This is a genomic window from Serratia sp. CY82433 (assembly GCF_052166535.1).
GTDB lineage: Bacteria > Pseudomonadota > Gammaproteobacteria > Enterobacterales > Enterobacteriaceae > Serratia > Serratia sarumanii.
In genome coordinates, this window is the sequence record NZ_JBJNOR010000001.1 from 2,162,284 (window position 1) to 2,180,697 (window position 18,414).

General features: G+C 60.4%; 23 protein-coding genes. 5 read left to right on the top strand and 18 right to left on the bottom strand.

Annotated elements, in window-relative coordinates; translation table 11 throughout:
• Positions 1-5 precede the first annotated feature (5 nt).
• The 7 genes from flgH to flgB form a co-directional block, all read right to left on the bottom strand.
• Positions 6-707: a flagellar basal body L-ring protein FlgH gene (gene flgH, locus ACJ8PI_RS10510; protein ID WP_004934817.1), complete on the bottom strand. Its 702-nt coding sequence runs from the start codon at positions 705-707 to the stop codon at positions 6-8.
• 83 nt (positions 708-790) lie between these two features.
• Positions 791-1,573, bottom strand: coding sequence for a flagellar basal-body rod protein FlgG (gene flgG / locus ACJ8PI_RS10515; protein ID WP_004934819.1), 783 nt, complete (start codon positions 1,571-1,573; stop codon positions 791-793).
• 18 nt (positions 1,574-1,591) lie between these two features.
• On the bottom strand, positions 1,592-2,347 hold the full coding sequence (locus ACJ8PI_RS10520; protein ID WP_033647783.1) for a flagellar basal body rod protein FlgF: 756 nt from the start codon (positions 2,345-2,347) through the stop codon (positions 1,592-1,594).
• 12 nt (positions 2,348-2,359) lie between these two features.
• Positions 2,360-3,583 carry a flagellar hook protein FlgE gene (flgE, locus tag ACJ8PI_RS10525; protein WP_033634993.1) on the bottom strand — a complete coding sequence of 408 codons (1,224 nt, stop codon included), beginning with the start codon at positions 3,581-3,583 and terminating at the stop codon, positions 2,360-2,362.
• Positions 3,584-3,637: 54 nt separating this feature from the next.
• On the bottom strand, positions 3,638-4,315 hold the full coding sequence (gene flgD / locus ACJ8PI_RS10530; protein ID WP_033634994.1) for a flagellar hook assembly protein FlgD: 678 nt from the start codon (positions 4,313-4,315) through the stop codon (positions 3,638-3,640).
• Between the two features lie 12 nt (positions 4,316-4,327).
• On the bottom strand, positions 4,328-4,732 hold the full coding sequence (flgC, locus tag ACJ8PI_RS10535; protein ID WP_004934826.1) for a flagellar basal body rod protein FlgC: 405 nt from the start codon (positions 4,730-4,732) through the stop codon (positions 4,328-4,330).
• A gap of 5 nt (positions 4,733-4,737) precedes the next feature.
• On the bottom strand, positions 4,738-5,151 hold the full coding sequence (gene flgB, locus ACJ8PI_RS10540; protein ID WP_033634995.1) for a flagellar basal body rod protein FlgB: 414 nt from the start codon (positions 5,149-5,151) through the stop codon (positions 4,738-4,740).
• Between the two features lie 160 nt (positions 5,152-5,311).
• Between flgB and flgA the strand changes: the two genes are divergently transcribed.
• The 5 genes from flgA (at position 5,312) to ACJ8PI_RS10565 (ending at position 7,782) form a co-directional block, all read left to right on the top strand.
• Entirely contained in the window at positions 5,312-5,965 is a 654-nt protein-coding gene (gene flgA / locus ACJ8PI_RS10545) for a flagellar basal body P-ring formation chaperone FlgA (RefSeq protein ID WP_033647785.1), read from the top strand.
• Between the two features lie 129 nt (positions 5,966-6,094).
• Positions 6,095-6,406, top strand: a complete 312-nt coding sequence (gene flgM, locus ACJ8PI_RS10550) for a flagellar biosynthesis anti-sigma factor FlgM (protein WP_033653635.1) — start codon at positions 6,095-6,097, stop codon at positions 6,404-6,406.
• 40 nt (positions 6,407-6,446) lie between these two features.
• Positions 6,447-6,881: a flagella synthesis protein FlgN gene (locus ACJ8PI_RS10555; protein WP_039565498.1), complete on the top strand. Its 435-nt coding sequence runs from the start codon at positions 6,447-6,449 to the stop codon at positions 6,879-6,881.
• 230 nt (positions 6,882-7,111) lie between these two features.
• Entirely contained in the window at positions 7,112-7,483 is a 372-nt protein-coding gene (locus tag ACJ8PI_RS10560) for a type II toxin-antitoxin system RelE/ParE family toxin (RefSeq protein ID WP_033647787.1), read from the top strand.
• Positions 7,480-7,782 (top strand): helix-turn-helix domain-containing protein, encoded by a 303-nt coding sequence (locus ACJ8PI_RS10565; RefSeq protein WP_033632742.1) that lies wholly within the window; start codon positions 7,480-7,482, stop codon positions 7,780-7,782. The genes ACJ8PI_RS10560 and ACJ8PI_RS10565 overlap by 4 nt, the downstream gene beginning before the upstream one ends.
• Positions 7,783-8,026: 244 nt before the next feature.
• On the opposite strand, the gene ACJ8PI_RS10570 is transcribed toward ACJ8PI_RS10565, so the two are convergent.
• The 11 genes from ACJ8PI_RS10570 to ACJ8PI_RS10620 all read right to left on the bottom strand — a co-directional run bounded on the left by ACJ8PI_RS10570 (position 8,027) and on the right by ACJ8PI_RS10620 (position 18,403).
• Positions 8,027-8,842 (bottom strand): 5'-nucleotidase, lipoprotein e(P4) family, encoded by an 816-nt coding sequence (locus tag ACJ8PI_RS10570; protein WP_164134342.1) that lies wholly within the window; start codon positions 8,840-8,842, stop codon positions 8,027-8,029.
• 328 nt (positions 8,843-9,170) lie between these two features.
• Complete coding sequence (locus ACJ8PI_RS10575) at positions 9,171-9,575, bottom strand: flagellar protein FlhE (protein ID WP_041035624.1); 405 nt, start codon at positions 9,573-9,575, stop codon at positions 9,171-9,173.
• Entirely contained in the window at positions 9,575-11,653 is a 2,079-nt protein-coding gene (gene flhA, locus ACJ8PI_RS10580) for a flagellar biosynthesis protein FlhA (protein WP_164134341.1), read from the bottom strand. Before flhA ends, ACJ8PI_RS10575 begins: the two co-directional genes overlap by 1 nt.
• On the bottom strand, positions 11,646-12,797 hold the full coding sequence (gene flhB, locus ACJ8PI_RS10585) for a flagellar biosynthesis protein FlhB (protein WP_164134340.1): 1,152 nt from the start codon (positions 12,795-12,797) through the stop codon (positions 11,646-11,648). Before flhB ends, flhA begins: the two co-directional genes overlap by 8 nt.
• A gap of 126 nt (positions 12,798-12,923) precedes the next feature.
• Positions 12,924-13,322, bottom strand: a complete 399-nt coding sequence (gene vapC, locus ACJ8PI_RS10590; protein ID WP_033640020.1) for a type II toxin-antitoxin system tRNA(fMet)-specific endonuclease VapC — start codon at positions 13,320-13,322, stop codon at positions 12,924-12,926.
• Entirely contained in the window at positions 13,322-13,555 is a 234-nt protein-coding gene (gene vapB, locus ACJ8PI_RS10595) for a type II toxin-antitoxin system VapB family antitoxin (RefSeq protein WP_041035628.1), read from the bottom strand. The genes vapC and vapB overlap by 1 nt, the downstream gene beginning before the upstream one ends.
• A gap of 125 nt (positions 13,556-13,680) precedes the next feature.
• The gene (cheZ, locus tag ACJ8PI_RS10600; RefSeq protein ID WP_004934858.1) at positions 13,681-14,325 is read right to left on the bottom strand and encodes a protein phosphatase CheZ; all 645 of its coding nucleotides are present in this window, start codon (positions 14,323-14,325) and stop codon (positions 13,681-13,683) included.
• Between the two features lie 10 nt (positions 14,326-14,335).
• Positions 14,336-14,725, bottom strand: a complete 390-nt coding sequence (gene cheY, locus ACJ8PI_RS10605; RefSeq protein WP_004934862.1) for a chemotaxis response regulator CheY — start codon at positions 14,723-14,725, stop codon at positions 14,336-14,338.
• A 102-nt stretch (positions 14,726-14,827) separates the two neighbouring features.
• Positions 14,828-15,877, bottom strand: a complete 1,050-nt coding sequence (locus ACJ8PI_RS10610) for a protein-glutamate methylesterase/protein-glutamine glutaminase (RefSeq protein WP_033635003.1) — start codon at positions 15,875-15,877, stop codon at positions 14,828-14,830.
• Positions 15,877-16,749, bottom strand: coding sequence for a protein-glutamate O-methyltransferase CheR (gene cheR / locus ACJ8PI_RS10615; RefSeq protein WP_049194655.1), 873 nt, complete (start codon positions 16,747-16,749; stop codon positions 15,877-15,879). Before cheR ends, ACJ8PI_RS10610 begins: the two co-directional genes overlap by 1 nt.
• A gap of 37 nt (positions 16,750-16,786) precedes the next feature.
• The gene (locus ACJ8PI_RS10620) at positions 16,787-18,403 is read right to left on the bottom strand and encodes a methyl-accepting chemotaxis protein (protein ID WP_033653630.1); all 1,617 of its coding nucleotides are present in this window, start codon (positions 18,401-18,403) and stop codon (positions 16,787-16,789) included.
• Positions 18,404-18,414 lie beyond the last annotated feature (11 nt).

Here is an 18,414-nt window from a genome sequence, read left to right on the forward strand (position 1 = left end):
AATCCTTAGAACGGTGAAACATTTAAGAAGAAGCGCTGCAGCCAGCCCATGGTCTGCGCTTCGTTGATATAGCCATTGCCGACGTATTCGATACGCGCGTCCGCCACCTGCGTCGAGGTCACCGAGTTATTGCCGCTGATGGTGCGCGGATTGACGACGCCGGAGAAGCGGATGAATTCGGTGCCCTGGTTGATGGCGATCTGCTTTTCCCCCACCACGTGCAGGTTGCCGTTGGCCAGCACCTGGTTGACCGTCACCGTAATGGTGCCGTTGAAGGTGTTGTTGGCGTTGGCGCCGCCCTTGCCGCCGAAGGTGCTGTCGCCGGAAATGTCCATATCGGCGCGCGCATTGCCCAACAGGCCGTCGAGGTAACGCGGCGAGGTGGCGACGCCGAACTTGCTGGCGCCGTTGCGGCTGGCGTTGGCGGAGGAGCTTTTGCTGGCGCTGACGTTTTCCTGCAGCACGATGGTCAGGGTGTCGCCGACGTTGCGCGGACGGCGGTCTTCGAACAGCGGCTGGTAGCCGTAGTTCATCGGCTGCACCGTCTGGAAGATCGAGCCGTTCGGCATCGGCGCGCTGGCCGGCGCCGGTTGCGCCGTGGTCGCGCCGTCCACCAGCGGTTTGTGCGGGATATAGGCGCAGCCGCTCAGCGTCAGCATCACCATGCCCGCCAGCCAGCGTTGTCCCTGCCGCGGCAGGATTGCCATCGAATATGTGGTTACCACGGGTATCGCCTTTGTTTCACGAAAGAGAATGACGGGCGCGGCAAGCCGGGCCCGTCAATGACAGATTACAGTTGCGTCAGCTTTTGCAGCATCTGATCGGAGGTCGATACCGCTTTGCTGTTGATCTCGTACGCGCGCTGAGTCTGAATCATGTTGACCAGCTCTTCCGCCACGTTGACGTTGGAGGTTTCCACGTAACCCTGATACAGCAAACCGGCGCCGTTCAGCCCCGGGGTGCTCTCGTTCGGCGCACCCGAGCTTTCGGTTTCCTGGTACAGGTTCTCGCCCACGCTCTCCAGACCGCTGTCGTTGACGAACGTGGTCAGCGTCAGTTGGCCGACCTGCTGGGCGGCGGTTTGCCCCTGCTGGGTGACGCTGACGATGCCGTCGCGGCCGACGGTGATGGACAGCGCGTTAGCCGGAATGGTGATCGCCGGCTGCACCTGGAAACCGCTGGAGGTCACCAGTTGGCCGTTCTGATCGATCTGGAACGACCCGTCGCGGGTATAGGCCTGGGTGCCGTCCGGCAGCATCACCTGGAAGAAACCCTGCCCCTTGATGGCGACGTCTTTACTGTTGTTGGTCTGCGACAGGTTGCCCTGGCTGTGCAGACGCTCGGTCGCCACCGGACGCACGCCGGTGCCGATCTGCAGGCCGGAAGGCAGCGTGGTCTGCTCGGAGGACTGCGCCCCCGGCTGACGCATGGTCTGGTACAGCAGATCTTCAAATACCGCACGCTGGCGTTTGAAGCCGTTGGTGCTGACGTTCGCCAGGTTGTTGGCGATCACGTCCATGTTGGTCTGCTGCGCGTCCAGACCGGTTTTGGCAATCCATAAGGATGGAATCATCGGTTATTTCCTTGCTGCTTAACTCAATGAGAGCAGTGAGTTGGCACGCTGTTCGTTTTCATCCACGCTGTGGATGACCTTCATTTGCATTTCAAAACGGCGGGCGTTGGCGATCATGTCGACCATGGTCTCCATCGGCTTGACGTTGCTGCCCTCCAGCACGCCCGGCATCACCCGCACCTGCGGATCGTTTTGCAACTGATTGCCGCGCTGCTGTTGGGTTTCCGGCGTCAGGCGGAACAGCCCGTCGTCACCGCGCATCACTTCGCGCGCATCAGCCTTCACCAGCTTCAGGCGGCCGATCTGCGCGATGGTGTTCGGCGGATCGCCGGCGTTCAGCGCCGAAATGGTGCCGTCGGCCGCAATGGTGATCTCCGCCGACGGCGGCACCTCGATCGGGCCGCCGTCGCCCATCACCGGCAGCCCCTGCACCGTCAACTGCCCGGTGGAGGAGATCTGAATGTTGCCGTTGCGGGTATAGGCCTCACCGCCGCCCGGCAGGCTCACCGCCAGGAAACCGTCCTGCTGCAGCGCCACGTCCAGCGGACGCGCGGTGTAGTTCAGCGCCCCCTGGCTCATGTCGGCGCCCGGCGTCGACGCGGTCACCAAGGTGCGCGTCGCCAGGCTCGGCCCGTCGACCGGCACCGCGCGCAATGCGGCGAGCTGGGCGCGAAAGCCCGGCGTCGACGCGTTGGCCAGGTTGTTGGCGGTGATGGACTGCTGCTCCAGCGTTTGGCGCGCCGCGCCCATCGCGGTATAAATCGCGTGATCCATAACTCGGCCCTATTAGCGCAGGCTAACCAGCGTCTGCAGGATGGAGTCCTGCGTCTTGATGGTCTGGGCGTTGGACTGGTAGTTACGCTGCGCGACGATCATGTTCACCAGTTCCTGGCTCAGATCGACGTTGGAAGATTCCAGCGCGCCGCTGGTCAGCTTACCGAAGCCGCCACCGCCCGACAGACCGACGCGCGGCTGGCCGGACGCGCCGGTTTCCTGCCAAACGTTATCGCCCTGCGACGCCAGCCCTTCCGGGTTGGAGAAGTTGGCCATGACGATCTGGCCCAGCACCTGGGTCTGCTGGTTGGAGTAGATGCCCACGACGGTGCCGTCGTTGTTGATTTGGAAGTTGGTGTATTCACCGGCGGCATAGCCGTCCTGCGCCACTTTGCTCACCGAGTCGCTGCCCACGTTCTGCTGCATGCTGCCGGCGAAGCTCAGGGTGAAGTTTTGCGCCGGTGCGCCGTCTTTGGCAGTCATCGGGATCACCATGCTGAACTCGCCCGGCGCGCCGTTGGTGCTGGTGGTTTTCACCAGGTTGCCGCTGGTGCTGAACTCCATGGTGCCGGCGTTCACTGGCGCGGCGCTGCCATCCTGGGTATAGACCTGCCACTTGTTGTCGTCGGTCTTGACGAAGTAGGCGTTGATGTTGTGCGCGTTGCCCAGCGAGTCGTAAGCGGTGATGGTGTTGACGTAGTTGTAGCTGTCCTGTTTGGTCGGATCGAAGGTCTTGTTCTCCGGCACCTTATGGGTGGACTTCAGGTTGGTCACCATCTCGCCGGAAGTGGACGCCTTGGCATTCATCATGCCTTCAGGAATGCTCAGCGGCACCGGGTTGGCACCCTGCTGGATGGTCGGCGGGGAACCGGCCGCCGGATAACCGGTCAGCTGCAGGCCCTGCATGTTGGTCAGGTTACGGTTCTCGTCCAGCTTGAACTGGCCGTTGCGGGTATAGAAGATACCGCCGTCTTTATCCTGCATGCGGAAGAAGCCGTTGCCGTTGATGGCGATATCCAGCGCACGGCTGGTGCCGGTGGTGGTGCCGCCCTTGAAGTTCTGGGTGATGCCGGACACCTTGACGCCCAGCCCAACCTGCGAACCGGCGAACATGTCGGCGAAGGAGACGCTGCCGGATTTGAAGCCCGCGGTCGCGGAGTTGGCGATGTTGTTACCGATCACGTCCAGATTGGTTGCTGCCGCGTTCAAGCCGCTGACTGCCTGAGAAAAGGCCATGTTACTCTCCGAATAGTGGTCAGGCTATCGTCCGATTGAGCCTGATGCTTAGGGTTATAAGATCTGTCGCACGTCTTCCAGGGTGGCGTTGCCCGCCAGGCCGAGATCCAATTTGGCGCCGTTGCCGTCGCGGATCACGCCGTTGACCAGCCCGAAGTGCAGGCTGCGCGCCACCAGCTGCTCGCCGTTGCCTTTGGCGTTAACCGCCACTTTGTAGGCGCCGTCAGGCGCGGTGGTGCCGTCATCCAGCGAACCGTCCCAGGTGAAGGCGTGTACGCCGGCGGTCAGGCCGCCGATTTCGATGGTGCGCACCACCTGCCCGCTGGCGTTGGTGATGGTGGCGGTCACCTGATCGGCGGCGCGCTCCAGTTCCACGCCGAACGGCGTGGTGCTGACCTTGCCGTCCTTGCTGCCGACCAGAATGTTGTTGCCCGGCACCATTACGCCGTGACCGATCAGCGCAGTCGCCTGCAGCGACTGATTGCTGTTGATCTGGCCGGAGATCGACCCCAGCGTGGTGTTGAGCTTTTCGATGCCCTGAACGGTGTTGATCTGCGCCAGCTGCGAAGTCAGTTCGTTGTTCTGCATCGGATTGGTCGGATCCTGGTTTTTCAACTGCGCCACCAGCAGCGTCAGGAAGCTGTTGTGCAGATCCTGGCTGTTGGTATTTTTGCTGTTGTTACCGATGACGGTGTTGTCCAACGACTCGTTGGTGGTTGCGGCGATAGCCATGGGAACCTCCGGTTACTGACCCAGCGTCAGGGTTTTCATCATCATCGACTTGGTGGTGTTGAGCACCTCGACGTTGGCCTGGTAGCTGCGGGAAGCGGAGATGGTGTTGACCATTTCCCCCACCACGTCGACGTTCGGCATGCGCACGTAGCCTTTGGCGTCCGCCAGCGGGTTGCCCGGCTGATACACCAGACGTTCGGGCGCCGGATCGTCCACCACCTGGGCGACGCGCACGCCGCCGGTCGGCTGCCCGGGCGCCGCCGCGACCTGGAACACCACCTGCTTGGCGCGGTAAGGCTCGCCGTCCGGGCCGGTCACGCTGTCGGCGTTGGCCATGTTGCTGGCGCTGACGTTCATGCGCTGGGATTGCGCCGATAGCGCCGAGCCGGAGATATCAAAAATGTTCAGTAAAGACATGCGCCTTATCCTTGTTGCAGCACGGACATCATCCCTTTGATCTGCCCGTTGAGCAGCGTCAGGTCGGTCTGATATTTCAGGCTGTTATCGGCAAAGTTGGTGCGTTCGCGATCCATGTCCACCGTGTTGCCGTCCATCGATGGCTGGTCCGGCACCCGGTACAACAGATCGAGCTGCGGCGGCTGCAGTGTCTGCGCCGGGATGTGGCGCGCCGCCGTCAGGTTCAGCGACATGCCGTTGCCGTTGACGCGCCCTTGTTCCAGCACTTTGTTCAATTGGCTGGCGAAATCGATATCCCGCGCCTGATAACCCGGTGTGTCTGCGTTGGCGATATTGGCGGCCAGAATTTCCTGCCGCTGGGCGCGCAAGTTCAGCGCCTCTTGGCCAAAGCGCAGAGCCGCGTCCAGTTTGTCGAGCATGCTCCCTCCGCGAGGTTAGAATTTGGAGTCGACAGCATAAACGCCCGCTGCGCCACCCTATCGCGGGAATAAACGCAAAATGGGGCGCTATTTATCTGCTTAGCCTGCGCGCGCTGCGGGTACACTTACGCGTATCCCGATGAGGCTTGAGAAGATGACGATGAAAGGTAAAATGCTGCTGCTTATCGGCCTGCTGTGCAGTCTGAACGCGCGCGCCGACGATCTGGCGACGCAAATCGAAAGCTTCATCCAAGGCAAGTTCAGCGGCGAACCGGTGCAGGTGAAAGTGCGGGTGCGCACGCCGCCGGCCCAATGGCCCGCCTGCGAACTGCCGCAGCTGTCGCTGCCGCCCAACGCGCGGATCGGCGGCAACGTCAGCATTTCGGCGCGCTGTGGCCAGGAGCGGCGTTTTATCCAGACGCAGGTGCAGGTGTTCGGCCGCTATCTGGTTTCAGCGCGCGGCATCAGCGCCGGCAGCCGGTTGACCGCGGCGGATCTGACGTTGAAAGAAGGCCGGCTCGATACCCTGCCGCCGCGCGCGCTGACCGAAGCGGGCAAAGCGTTGGGCGCCGTCAGCCTGCGCAATATCAGCCCCGGCCAACCGCTGACCCTCGCCATGCTGCGCCGCGCCTGGATTATCAAGGCGGGGCAATCGGTACAGGTCAACGCGCAGGGCGAAGGATTCAACATCAGCGGTGCGGGCAAGGCGATGAACAACGCCGCCGCCGAAGACAGCGTGCGGGTGCGCATGGCGTCCGGGCAGATCGTCAGCGGCGTGGTCGGAGACGACGGCGCTATCCGCATTACGTTATAAAAAAGTAAAGGTTCCGCAAACCTTGCCGATAAGACAAATCAAGCAGCATTTTATTGGCCAGCAGGGCCGCAACACTTTCATTGCAGCGTCGTCGCCCCCGAGCGGTCACGGCGTAAACGGAGATGGACCATGAGTATCGATCGCACCCAGCGGTTACAGCCGGTTTCCACTGTGCAACCGCGTGAAACCCCGGCCGACAACCCGCTCCAACCGCGTAAGGCCGCCGTGGCCGAAACGGCCGTCAGCGGCACGCAGGTCAAGCTGAGCGAGGCGCAGGCGCGCCTGATGCAGCCGGGCACCCAGGATATCGATATGGGCCGGGTCGAGGCCATCAAGCAGGCGATCCGCAGCGGCGAACTGAAGATGGACGCCGGCAAAATCGCCGACGCGCTGCTGCAAGACGCGCAGAGCGACATTCAATGGATCGCCGGGCGCGACTGACGGCGCGGCGGCGAGTAGCGGTAAAGGATAAGTCATCACTATGGAAAAACTGGCACAACTGCTGGATAAACTGTTGGAAACGCTGCAGGCGCTCAATGGCGTGCTGGAGGAAGAGCACGACTTGCTGTGTTCCGGCCAGTTGCCCGGCGTGGCGCTGCAGCGCGTAACCGATGCCAAAAGCCAGCTGCTGGCGACGGTCGCCTACCTCGAGCAACAGCGCCTGGGGCAGGAAAAAGCCTGCGGGCAACGCGCGCCCTACGCCAGCCATGCGCCCCTGGCCGATCGCTGGCAACGCGTTCAACTGCTGAGCCAAACGCTGCGCGAAAAGAATCAGCACAATGGCCTGCTGCTCAATCAGCAGATCGACCATAACGCTCAGGCGCTGGCGATCCTGAGCAAGAACAATAAATCGCTGTATGGCCCGGACGGCCAGTCGCACGCCGGCAGCCTGCTCGGCAGAAAAATCGGCGTCTGACCTGTCTCATTTCGCCCGGTGAACGCACCGCCGGGCGCGGGTTTCCCCGGTTATGCGCAACCTCTCGCAATTTCTTCTTACCGCTTTCTGAATTCCCTTAACGCTATGCGCCAGGCTGCGCAGAACGGATATTTTCCTGTTCCCCATCACTCCCTATTTCGTCATCTTAGCTCGGTCGTTAAACATCTTGATCTGTACCCATCAAGGGTATATTTTCACACGGAGAGTGAATGACCGACATTTATCTCACAAAAGCCTTCCAGACATTTGCCGGCGACGAACGCATCAGTGACGCCACGATAGTGAAAGCGGCGCGAGAGATGCAAAATCAGTTGTACGACGCCAATCTCGGTGGTTGCGTTTACAAAAAACGCATCGCCCGGATGGGGAGTGGAAAACGGCGCGGGTATCGGGTCTTAATCGCAACGGCAGATGAAGGCAGGATCTTTTTCATGTATGGCTTTGCCAAAAACGAAAGAGACAACATCAATCAGGATGAGTTAATTTCCTGGCGGCATTTGGCGGCGCTGTATCTGGATTATTCACCATTCAGACTGTATCAGCTGGTCAACTGCGGGGAATTAATAAGGTTACAACTATGAGCAAGATGCTGAAATCGATCCACCAGGAAGTTCAGGGCCTGCACCGCGCCGGTTTCGTCGACGACGTGACCATGCGCACCTTCGACATGCTGTGCCTGCGGCCGGTGAAACAGTTCGGGCCGGCCGAGATCCGCGCATTGCGCGAACGCGAAAACGTCAGTCAACCGGTGTTTGCGCTGTATCTCAACGTCAGCAAAAAGGCGGTGCAGAAATGGGAGCGCGGCGAAGCGCAACCGAACTCCGCCGCGATGAAGTTGTTGACGCTGGTGGAACGCAACGGCCTGCAAATTCTGGCCTGAGGCGCCCCTCCCGCCACTTCGCTCACCGGATGAGGTCGACAGCCGTCGGCCAGACAATCGAAGTTGAAATCAGAACACATTAAACAGCCCTCGATACAACAAGGAACTATCCGATGTATATTATCGATTCTATTAATTGCTTCATATCGAGAGCCAGCGAATCGGCCTATTGAATAAAACGCTTCAGGGTATTTATATTCATGCCATAAATGCCCGTAGCTTACATTTACCTTACCTGTTTTTGTTACTTAAACGGCGTCAGTTTAGACGCTCGCAGCTTATAAAGCTCATTATTTTTCGCTTTAAACTGCCCATCGATAATACCGCCATACCAATCGCCATACATCGGATTCGGGAAGATAATAAAACGCTTGCCAAATTCTTGCTGCACATCCTCCATCATTTTATTCCTTTCAGCCTGGCTTTTACCTTTTGAATCAATAAAGTCAGCCAGATTGTCGCCAAAATACAGCACGACGTCATACTGGCTTTCCAACGCGTCGCGACGACTCTGTTTACCCTGCATCTCCGGTGTTTTTAACAACAGATTTTCTTTTTTCGCCTGAGGCAAATTAATACGGCGTAAATTTTTTAGCGTCACGTTAATCTGCGACTGCTTTCTGTCACTCAGGTAGAAAATGGTAACACCGTTTTCATCGGCAAACCTCAGGAAATCGATAGCGCCGGGCACGGCTTCCGCCGCTGCCATGTCGACCCATTCATCCCAACCGTCAAGCAAAAACGACTGGTTCTTTATCAACCAGGCCTGGTGCGGGCTGTCATCCAGCACGGTCTCATCAAGATCCAGCACGACGGCACGCGGCTTCTCCGATTTATTCTTTAATTCCTGCTCAAGTCGGAGCTTGCCCAACTGATACCCTTGATAAAAAGCCGCCCGTGCCTCTGCCGCATTCTGATACCACAATACCGACATGGCGAATTGTTCCGTGAGGCAACTGGCGGGCAGTTCAGTCCGGGAAGGATCGCAGTGATTATTTGACGAAGCGGTGAAAGCCACGCATAAAAGTAATAATGGCATGTATGATTTTAAAATTTTCATAGATACTCCATATAAGTTTAATTTTATGAGAGTACGGCGAGGATCATTTATATAGTTAATACATTGCGCATAATTTACTGAGGGATGGGTAAATTAACGCCCTTCACGCACGTTTAATCTTCATAAATTTGAAGATTAAGCGGAAATTACAATAAAACAAAGAGAGAAACAACGTATAAAAATAGGATTATGACTGTTGTCACACAAACAGGCTCCAGATTGTGCCGCGCGACAAAGGCGGCCGTGAGTCTTGAATTTCCAGGCTCATTTTATCGCTTAAGCATAACGCCGGCCGGCGCCAAACCACCCCACCGAACCGGGCGGCGATCTATTCGTAATTGACGATCACCTGATTGCCAATCACCCGCAGCGGCGGATTCAACCCGCCTTGCGACTGCACGTAATAGACAAAGCGCAATTCCGCATTGGCCGGTTCGCCCTGCAGACCGTTGCTGCTGCCGCTGCCGCCGCCGAGCGGAATGCAGCGGTTTACCGTGCAGAGCTGGGCCTGCAGCCCGGCCGGCTCCGGCCCCAGCAAACGGTAGCGCCAGCTGACGCGGGTGATGCGCGCATTGGCGTCCGGCAGCGCGTTCGGCGGCCGCAAACCGGCGGACTCATCGCGCATGCCGCCCTGTTCCAACGTCACGCCCGCCCCTTCGGCCACCCAAGAGCCGGAGACCGCGCCGGCAGTCAACGGGGCCAGCAAACACAGCACGAACAGACAGCGTTTCATCAGGCGGCTCCGATGGTCGAGGTCATGCGAATCTGGCGATCGTCGTTGATCTCGAGGTTGGACAGTACCACGAGCTGCGGCAGGCTGCGACGCAGGAAGCGCGCCAGTAAAGGCCGCAGCGCATGGTTAACCAACAGCACCGGCGGCGCGCTGAGCATCTCTTGCCGCTGCAGCGCCTGGCGCGCCTGTTCCAGCAGGCGATCGGCCAGCCCCGGCTCCAGACCACCGCCGCCCTGCAACGCCTGCAGCAACAGACGCTCCAGTTGGGTATCCAGACCGATGACCTGAATCTCGCCGTTGCCCGGGAACCACTGCTGCGTGATCGCCCGGCCCAGCGCCACCCGCACCACGGTGGTCAGTTCATAAGGATCGCTCTGCGCCGGAGCGTGCTCCGCCAACGTTTCGACGATGGTGCGCATATCGCGGATGGAGACGCGCTCGGCCAGCAGGTTTTGCAGCACCTTGTGCAGCGTGGTCAATGATACCACGCCCGGCACGAAGTCTTCGGTCAGCTTCGGCATCTCCTGCGACACGCGATCCAGTAACTGTTGGGTTTCCTGGCGGCCAAACAGCTCGCTGGCGAACTGGCCGATCAGGTGATTAAGGTGTGTCGCCACCACGGTGCTGGCTTCCACCACGGTAAAGCCCTGGATCTGCGCCTGCTCGCGCAAGGCACTGTCGATCCACACCGCCTCGAGCCCAAAGGCCGGATCGACGGTTTTGTCTCCCGCCAGCTCGCCCACGGCATTGCCGGGGTTGATCGCCAGCCAGCGACCCGGCTGCGCTTCACCGCTGCCGATTTCGACGCCTTTCATCAGGATGCGGTAGCTGGCAGGCGGCAGTTCCAGGTTGTCGCGAATGTGTACCACCGGCGGCAGATACCCCATGTCCTGCGCGAATTTCTTGCGGATCCCGCGGATACGCCCCAGCAACTCGCCGTTTTGTTGAAAATCGACCATCGGAATCAACCGGTAGCCCACCTCCATCCCCAGCGGATCTTCCAACTGCACGTCGGCCCAGCTGGCCTCGGCGGCCTGCGGGTTGTCCGGCATCACTGGCTCTTCAACCGCTCTCGGCGCCTGTTGTTCACGGCCGCGCAGCCACCAGGCCAAGCCCAGCAAAGCGGCGGTAAACAGCAGGAACACCAGGTTCGGCATGCCCGGCACCAGGCCCAACAGCCCGAGCACCCCGGCGCTCAACAGCATCACGCGCGGATTGTTGAACAGCTGGCCCACCATCTGCTCGCCGACGTCCTGATCGGTCGCGACGCGGGTGACGATAACGCCGGCGGCGGTGGAGATCACCAGCGCCGGGATCTGCGCCACCAGGCCGTCGCCGATGGTCAGCAGCGTATAGCTTTCCGCCGCCGCCCCCAGCTCCATACCGTGTTGCACCACGCCGACCAACAGGCCGCCGACCACGTTCAGCACCATGATCATCAGGCCGGCGATGGCGTCGCCGCGCACGAATTTACTGGCGCCGTCCATCGAGCCGTAGAAATCGGCCTCCTGGGTGACTTCGGCGCGGCGTTTCTTCGCTTCGTCCTCGCCGATCAACCCGGCGTTCAGGTCTGCGTCGATCGCCATCTGCTTACCCGGCATGCCGTCCAGCACGAAGCGCGCGCCCACTTCGGCGATACGCCCCGCCCCCTTGGTGATCACCATGAAGTTGATCAACACCAGGATGATGAACACCACGATACCGATGGCGAAGTTGCCGCCCACCAGGAAGTGGCCGAAGGCCTCCACCACGCGGCCGGCGGCGGCGGAACCGGTGTGCCCTTCCAGCAGGATGATGCGCGTCGACGCGACGTTGAGCGACAAACGCAGCAGCGTGGAGAACAGCAGAATGGTCGGGAAGGCGGCGAATTCGAGCGTGCGCTGGGTGAACATCGCCACCAGCAGCACCATGATCGACAGCGAGATGTTGAAGGTAAACAGCAGGTCGAGGATAAACGCCGGCAACGGCAGCACCATCATCGACAGGATCAGCAGGATCAACACCGGGCCGGCCAACACCTGCCACTGCGTATCTTTAAAATTGCCCGGCAAACGAAGCAGGGAGGCCAAATTAGCCATCAGAGTCACTCTCTTTTGCAAAATCCAGTGCTTCCGGCACCGGTAAACGTTCAGGTTTTTTCGGGATCAGGCCGCCCTCGCGCCGCCAGCGGCGCAGCTGGTACACCCAGGCCAGCACTTCGGCGACCGCGGCATACAGGGTGGCCGGAATATGTTGCCCAATCTCGCTGTGTCGATACAGCGCACGCGCCAGCGGCGGCGCCTCCAGCATCGGGATGCGGTGTTCCGCGCCGAGCTCGCGGATGCGCAAGGCGATTTCACCGGCCCCCTTGGCCAGCACTTTCGGCGCACTCATTTTTTTATCGTTGTACTGCAACGCGACGGCGTAGTGCGTCGGGTTGGTGACGATCACGTCCGCCTTGGGCACATCGGCCATCATGCGGCGCCGGGCGATCGCCCGCTGCTGCTGACGAATGCGCCCCTTGACGTGTGGGTCCCCCTCCTGATCCTTGAATTCGTCGCGAATATCCTGCTTGGTCATCTTCAGCTTTTTGAAGTGGCTCCACATCTGATAGAACACGTCGAACGCCACCATCGGCGTCAGCCCCAGCACCACCAGAAAACCGCAGAACAGAATCATCTGCAGCGCATTGCCCAGCGCATCGAGCGGCTGCTGGGTCATCAGATGCAGCATCGCCGCCCAGTTGTGCCACAGATAAAGACCGGTGGCCCAGCCGACCAACGTCGCTTTCAGGATCCCTTTCAGCAGCTCGGCCAACACCTGGCTGGAAAAGATGCGTTTCAACCCGGACAACGGGTTCAGCCGTTTCAAGTCGAACTTGATCGACTTGCCGCTGAACAGGATGCCCCCCAACAGCATCGGCGCGGCGAGCGCCACCAGCACCAGCCCCGCCATGATCGGCAACAGCGCCAGCACCGCCTGGCGCAGCAACATGCCCAGCTGGCGCAGCATCTGTTTATCGTTGCTGACCATGCCGTGGTCGAAGTTCAAGCCCTGCGTGAGCATCGCCGCCAACTGTTGTGCCATGTTGCTGCCGGACATCAGGATGATCGCCAGGCCCGAGAGCAGCATCAGTACCGAGGTCAGTTCGCGGGAACGCGGGATCTGGCCGTCTTCACGCGCCTTCTCCAGCCTGTGGGGCGTGGGGGCCTCGCTTTTTTCCAGATCGCTGTCTTCAGCCACGAAACGCCGTTCCTGTGTCGGGAGGGTAAAGAATGGCGGTCAGCATGCCAAAAAATTGGCGATGTCATTGACGGAACAACGGGGGAAAAGGCGGGTTATTTAGGGGATGAGACCATCAGGGAGAGGTTACAACCAATTTTCCAGCCGCAAACCCTCAACGCGCTCAAATTCGCGTCGATTATTGGTCACCAGGATCAATCCTTCGCTGCGCGCATGCCCGGCGATATGTAGATCGTTTACGCCAATAGGCGTTCCCTGGCGTTCCAGCGCAGCCCGGATGTTGCCGTAGTGCGATGCCGCTTTGGCGCTGTAATCGAGAATGTCCAATCGGGAGACAAAATCCTCAACGACTCTGGCGTTCACCGCTGGGCGAGCGCTTTTCTCCACCCCGTGAACCAATTCGCCATAGGTGATCGACGAAATGACCATTTTACCTGCATAGCGATTGAATGCCTCCAGCACTTCCAGCGGGCGGCGCTTAATGACATAGATAACAATGTTGGTGTCCAGCATATGACTGAACATCAAAAATCTTCCCGCTCGCGCTGGTGCTGCCCGGCACGTTCATTGAGGAAATCATCGCTCACCTCATTTTCCGCACAGAAGAAGCTATCCCAGGTATTCTCCAGGGGGGCAAGAATGCGCTCTTTGCCCACTACGCGGACGGTCACTTTAGAAACGGTATCAGGGAAACGCACCTCTGCAGGCAAGCGTACAGCCTGTGTCCGATTATTGGTAAAGACAGAACCTAACGTCATGGCGACCTCCTTTAACTGGAGTACAAATTATAACCGCCATGATGTATATAGCAATGCTATATACATTAATCTTTGCGGGACACCGCGCAACTTTCGGGGCGCGCCGTCGCGCGCCCCGAAAAGCCTCAGAAACCGAGGCTGTCGAGCAGATCGTCGACCTGCGCCTGGTTGGCGATCACGCCGACGCCGTTCTGGTCGAGCTGCGGGCCGTTCAGCAGGCTGTCGTTCGGCCGTTTTTCCTTCACCGGCTGCTCCGGCATGTTTTCCATCAGCACCATCAGCAGCTGCTTTTCGATCTCCTGCACCACGTCCATCATGCGCTTGATCACCTGACCGGTCAGATCCTGGAAGTCCTGCGCCATCATGATCTCCAGCAGCTGGGCGTTGGTGAAGGCCGTATGGCCCGGCACCTGATCCAGATACTGGCGCGTGTCGTTGACCAGAGAACGTGCGTCGTCCAGTTCGATAGGATTGGCGAACCACTCGTCCCAGCGCCCCTTCAACGCGTTCGCGCCGGATTCCAGCTCCGCCTGGCGCGGTTGCGCCGCCTCCACGCAGTTCAACGCCCGTTCCGCCGCCTGCGCCGTCATGGTTACGACATAGTCAAGACGGTCGCGCGCATCCGGGATCGCCTCTGCCGCCTGGGCGATCGCCTGATCGAGCCCCAGTTCGCGCATGCTGTCGCGCAGCATTCGGGTCAGTTGGCCGATGCGGGAAATGATCTCTCCCGCGGTCGCTGCATCGCTGGCAGGCATTGGAATGTCTCTCATCGCCCTCTCCTTACATGCCCAATTTTTCAAAAATCTTGTTGAGCTTTTCTTCCAGCGTCGCCGCCGTAAATGGTTTCACTACATAACCGCTGGCGCCGGCCTGCGCCGCCGCGATGATATTTTCTTTCTTGGCTTCCGCCGTCACCATCAGTACCGGCATCGCGGCCAGCGCGCTATCGGCGCGGATGGTTTGCAGCAGCTCCAGCCCGTCCATGTTCGGCATGTTCCAGTCGGACACCACAAAGTCGAAACCGCCGGCGCGCAGCTTGTTCAGCGCATCCGCGCCGTCTTCAGCTTCTTCGACGTTGTTGAAGCCCAGCTCTTTGAGCAGATTTCTGACGATGCGACGCATGGTGGAAAAGTCGTCCACAACCAGAAATCTGAGGTTCTTGTCTGCCATTGTTACTCCTGAAATAGTTAACCGTTTAATGATGCAAAACCGCAGGCCGCCGCGCGGCGAACCTGGGTCATATCGCCGCCGAGTAGACCCCGCGGACTAAAATCAAATGCGCAATGCCTGGCCGCCGGCGATCTGCGCCAACATGCGCTGGCTCATCCTGTCCAGCTCGACCACTTCGCTGACGCCGCCGCCGGCGATCGCCTCGCGCGGCATGCCGAACACCACACAGCTCGCCTCGTTTTGCGCCAGGGTATAGGCCCCGGCGCGGTGCATCTCCAGCATCCCCGCCGCCCCGTCGTTGCCCATGCCGGTGAGGATCACGCCCACCGCATTGCGGCCGGCATATTGCGCCACCGAGCGGAACAGCACGTCGACCGACGGACGATGGCGGTTAACCGCCGGGCCGTCATGCAGCTTCACCTGATAGTTGGCGCCGCTGCGCGCCAGCTCCAGGTGGCGATCCCCCGGCGCGATGTAGGCATGGCCCGGCAGCACGCGCTCGCCGTCCTCCGCTTCTTTCACCGTGATCTGGCACAGCTTGTTCAGCCGCTCGGCGAACGAACGGGTGAAACCGGGCGGCATGTGCTGGGTGATCAGCAGCGCCGGACTGGTGGCAGGCAGCGGCTGCAGCACCTGGCGGATCGCTTCGGTGCCGCCGGTGGAAGCGCCGATAGCGATCAGTTTTTCACTGCTCAGCAGCGGCGCGTGGCTGAGGATCGCCGGCGCCGGGCTGTTGGAACGCTGCGGCAGGCGCGCCCTGGCGGCGGTGCGGATCTTCTCGGCAATCAGCTCGCTGTAAGCCAACATGCCTTCGCGAATGCCGAGCTGCGGTTTGGTCACGAAGTCCACCGCGCCCAGCTCCAGCGCGCGCAGCGTGATTTCCGAGCCTTTGCCGGTCAGCGAAGAGACCATCACCACCGGCATCGGCCGCAGGCGCATCAGCTTCTCAAGGAAATCCAGCCCGTCCATGCGCGGCATCTCGACGTCCAGCGTCAGCACCTGGGGATTAAATTTTTTGATCAGATCGCGCGCCACCAGCGGATCCGGCGCGGTCGCCACCATCTCCATGTCGGCGTGGCCGTTCACGATTTCCGTCATCAGCTGGCGCATCAGTGCCGAATCGTCTACGCATAACACTCTGATTTTACTCATTACCTCTCCTTGGTCAGCCCATACACGGTCTGCCCACGCAAGTAGAAATCCCGGCTGATCTGGCTGAAATTCTCGGAGTGGCCGGCAAACATCAGCCCCCCCGGCTTAAGCAAGGGAACGAAGCGGCGCAGGATGCGCTCCTGCGTCGCCTTATCGAAATAGATCATGACGTTGCGGCAAAAAATGGCGTCGAACTGCCCCGGCAGCGCCCACTCCGGCGCCAGCAGGTTCAGCGACTGAAAGTTCACCCGCGCCGCCAGCTCCGGCCGCACGCGCACCAGCCCCTGATGCGGCCCGGTGCCGCGCAGGAAATAGCGCTGCATTTGGGTCGGCGTCAGGGTGCGCAGATCTTCCTGGCGGTAAACGCCCGCTTCCGCTTTTTCCAGCACCTGCGTATCGATGTCGCTGGCCCAGACCTGGCAACTGCCGGCCCGCTGGCCCAATGCATCGCTCAGCGTGATGGCGATCGAATACGGCTCTTCGCCGGTCGAGGCTGCGGTGCTCCACACGCTGTAGCCGTTCGGCCGCGAGCGCGCGTGTTCCGCCAGGATCGGGAAGTGATGCGCCTCGCGGAAAAAGGCCGTCAGGTTGGTGGTCAGCGCGTTGATAAACGCCTGCCACTCCGCGCTGTTCGGATCGCTTTCCAGCAGCGCCAGGTAGTCGCCGAAATCGTGCAATCCCAACAGCCGCAGCCGGCGCACCAGACGGTTGTAAACCATCTCGCGCTTATGCTCCGCCAGCACGATGCCGGCGCGTTGATAAATCAACTGGCTGATACGGCGAAAATGCACGTCCGACAGCGGCAGGCGCTGCACCATTTGCGTCAACATCGACGCAGTATCCCGGTTAGAAGTTGACGGCACCTGTTTCATGCCACCTCACCGGGGAAACACGTGCTGCTTATGCGGTTTAACAATCTTGGGCTTCCTTTACCACGGGTGAAACTGCGTTGTTGCTGTTACCTGGCGCGACGAAGTTATCGTCCGCCAGACGGAATACCGCGACCGCGTCAGCCAGGGTAATGGCCTGCTCTTCCAGCGCGGTGGCGGCAGAAGCGGACTCTTCCACCAGCGCGGCGTTCTGCTGGGTGACCTGATCCATCTGGGTCACCGCCTGCGTCACCTGCTCGATGCCGCGGCTCTGTTCATCCGAAGCCGACGCGATCTCGCCCATGATGTCGGTCACGCGGGTCACCGAACGCACGATGTCCTGCATGGTGGCGCCGGAGTTTTCCACCAGCACCGAGCCGTGTTTGACGCGGCTGACCGATTCATCGATCAGCACCTTGATCTCTTTCGCCGCCTGCGCGCTGCGGCTCGCCAGGTTGCGCACTTCGCCGGCGACCACGGCGAAACCGCGCCCCTGTTCACCGGCGCGCGCCGCTTCCACCGCCGCATTGAGCGCCAGAATGTTGGTCTGGAAGGCGATGCCGTCAATCACGCTGGTGATGGCGCCGATTTTCTGCGAACTGTTGGCGATATCGTGCATGGTGGTCACCACGTCGCCGGCCAGTTCGCCGCCCTTGGCCGCGGTGGCCGAGGCATCGCGCGCCAGTTGAGAAGCCTGCCGCGCATTATCGGCGTTCTGTTTCACCGTGGCGGTCAGCTGTTCCATGCTGGCGGCGGTTTCTTCCAGCGACGCGGCCTGCTGCTCGGTGCGGGAAGAGAGATCGTTGTTGCCTTCGGCGATCTCCTGCAGGCCGATCAGAATCGACTCCGCCCCGTCGCGCACCGCGCCGACGGTGCCGATCAGCGACTGCTGCGTGCGTTGCAGGCTGGCGAACAGCATGCTGATTTCATTGCGGCCATACACCTGAATCGGCGTCGCCAAATCGCCGGCGGCGATGCGTTCAAAGTGGCTGCGGATCTGGTTCAGCGGCTGTACCAGCATGGTGCGTAACCACCACATGGCGCTGCCGGTCACCACGATCAGCATCAAGACCGCCCCCGCCAGCATCAGGCCCGCCAGCGTGAAGGAGAACTGGTTGGCGTCTCTGGCTTCGCTGATGTCGCCGTTGACCAACTGCAGGTACTGCACGAAGTCGGCTTCGAACAGGTCCTGGGTTTTCTGCGTCGGCTGATCCATAAACGCCTGCAGCTCCCCTTTCTCCAGGAAGCCGATCAGCTCGCGCAGCGCGCCGCGCAGCCGCTCGTAGCTGGCCTTGGTGGTTGCCGTCTGCTGACTCTGTTGCTCACTGCTGCGCTCAACCGCCATGAACTGATTGAAATAGAGATCGGCCTTCTGCAGCGAACTGCGAGCGCTGCTCATCAATTCGTTCACCTGCTCCTGCGGCAGTTTCAACGCCGCACGGGTGCCGGCGCGGTTAAGCGTATTGCGCGCCTGCAACAGCGACACCCAGCTCAGGCTGAGCGAATCGCGCTGCTGGCTGCCGAGGGTGATGATGTCGAGGTTGTGGTTATCGGAACGAAACGCGGAATACGACAGGCCGCTGCTGGCCAACTGCAGAACGCAGAAGGTCATCAACAACAGGAACAAGCTGGTAGAGATACGGATTCGGTTAAACACTGTGAACCTCC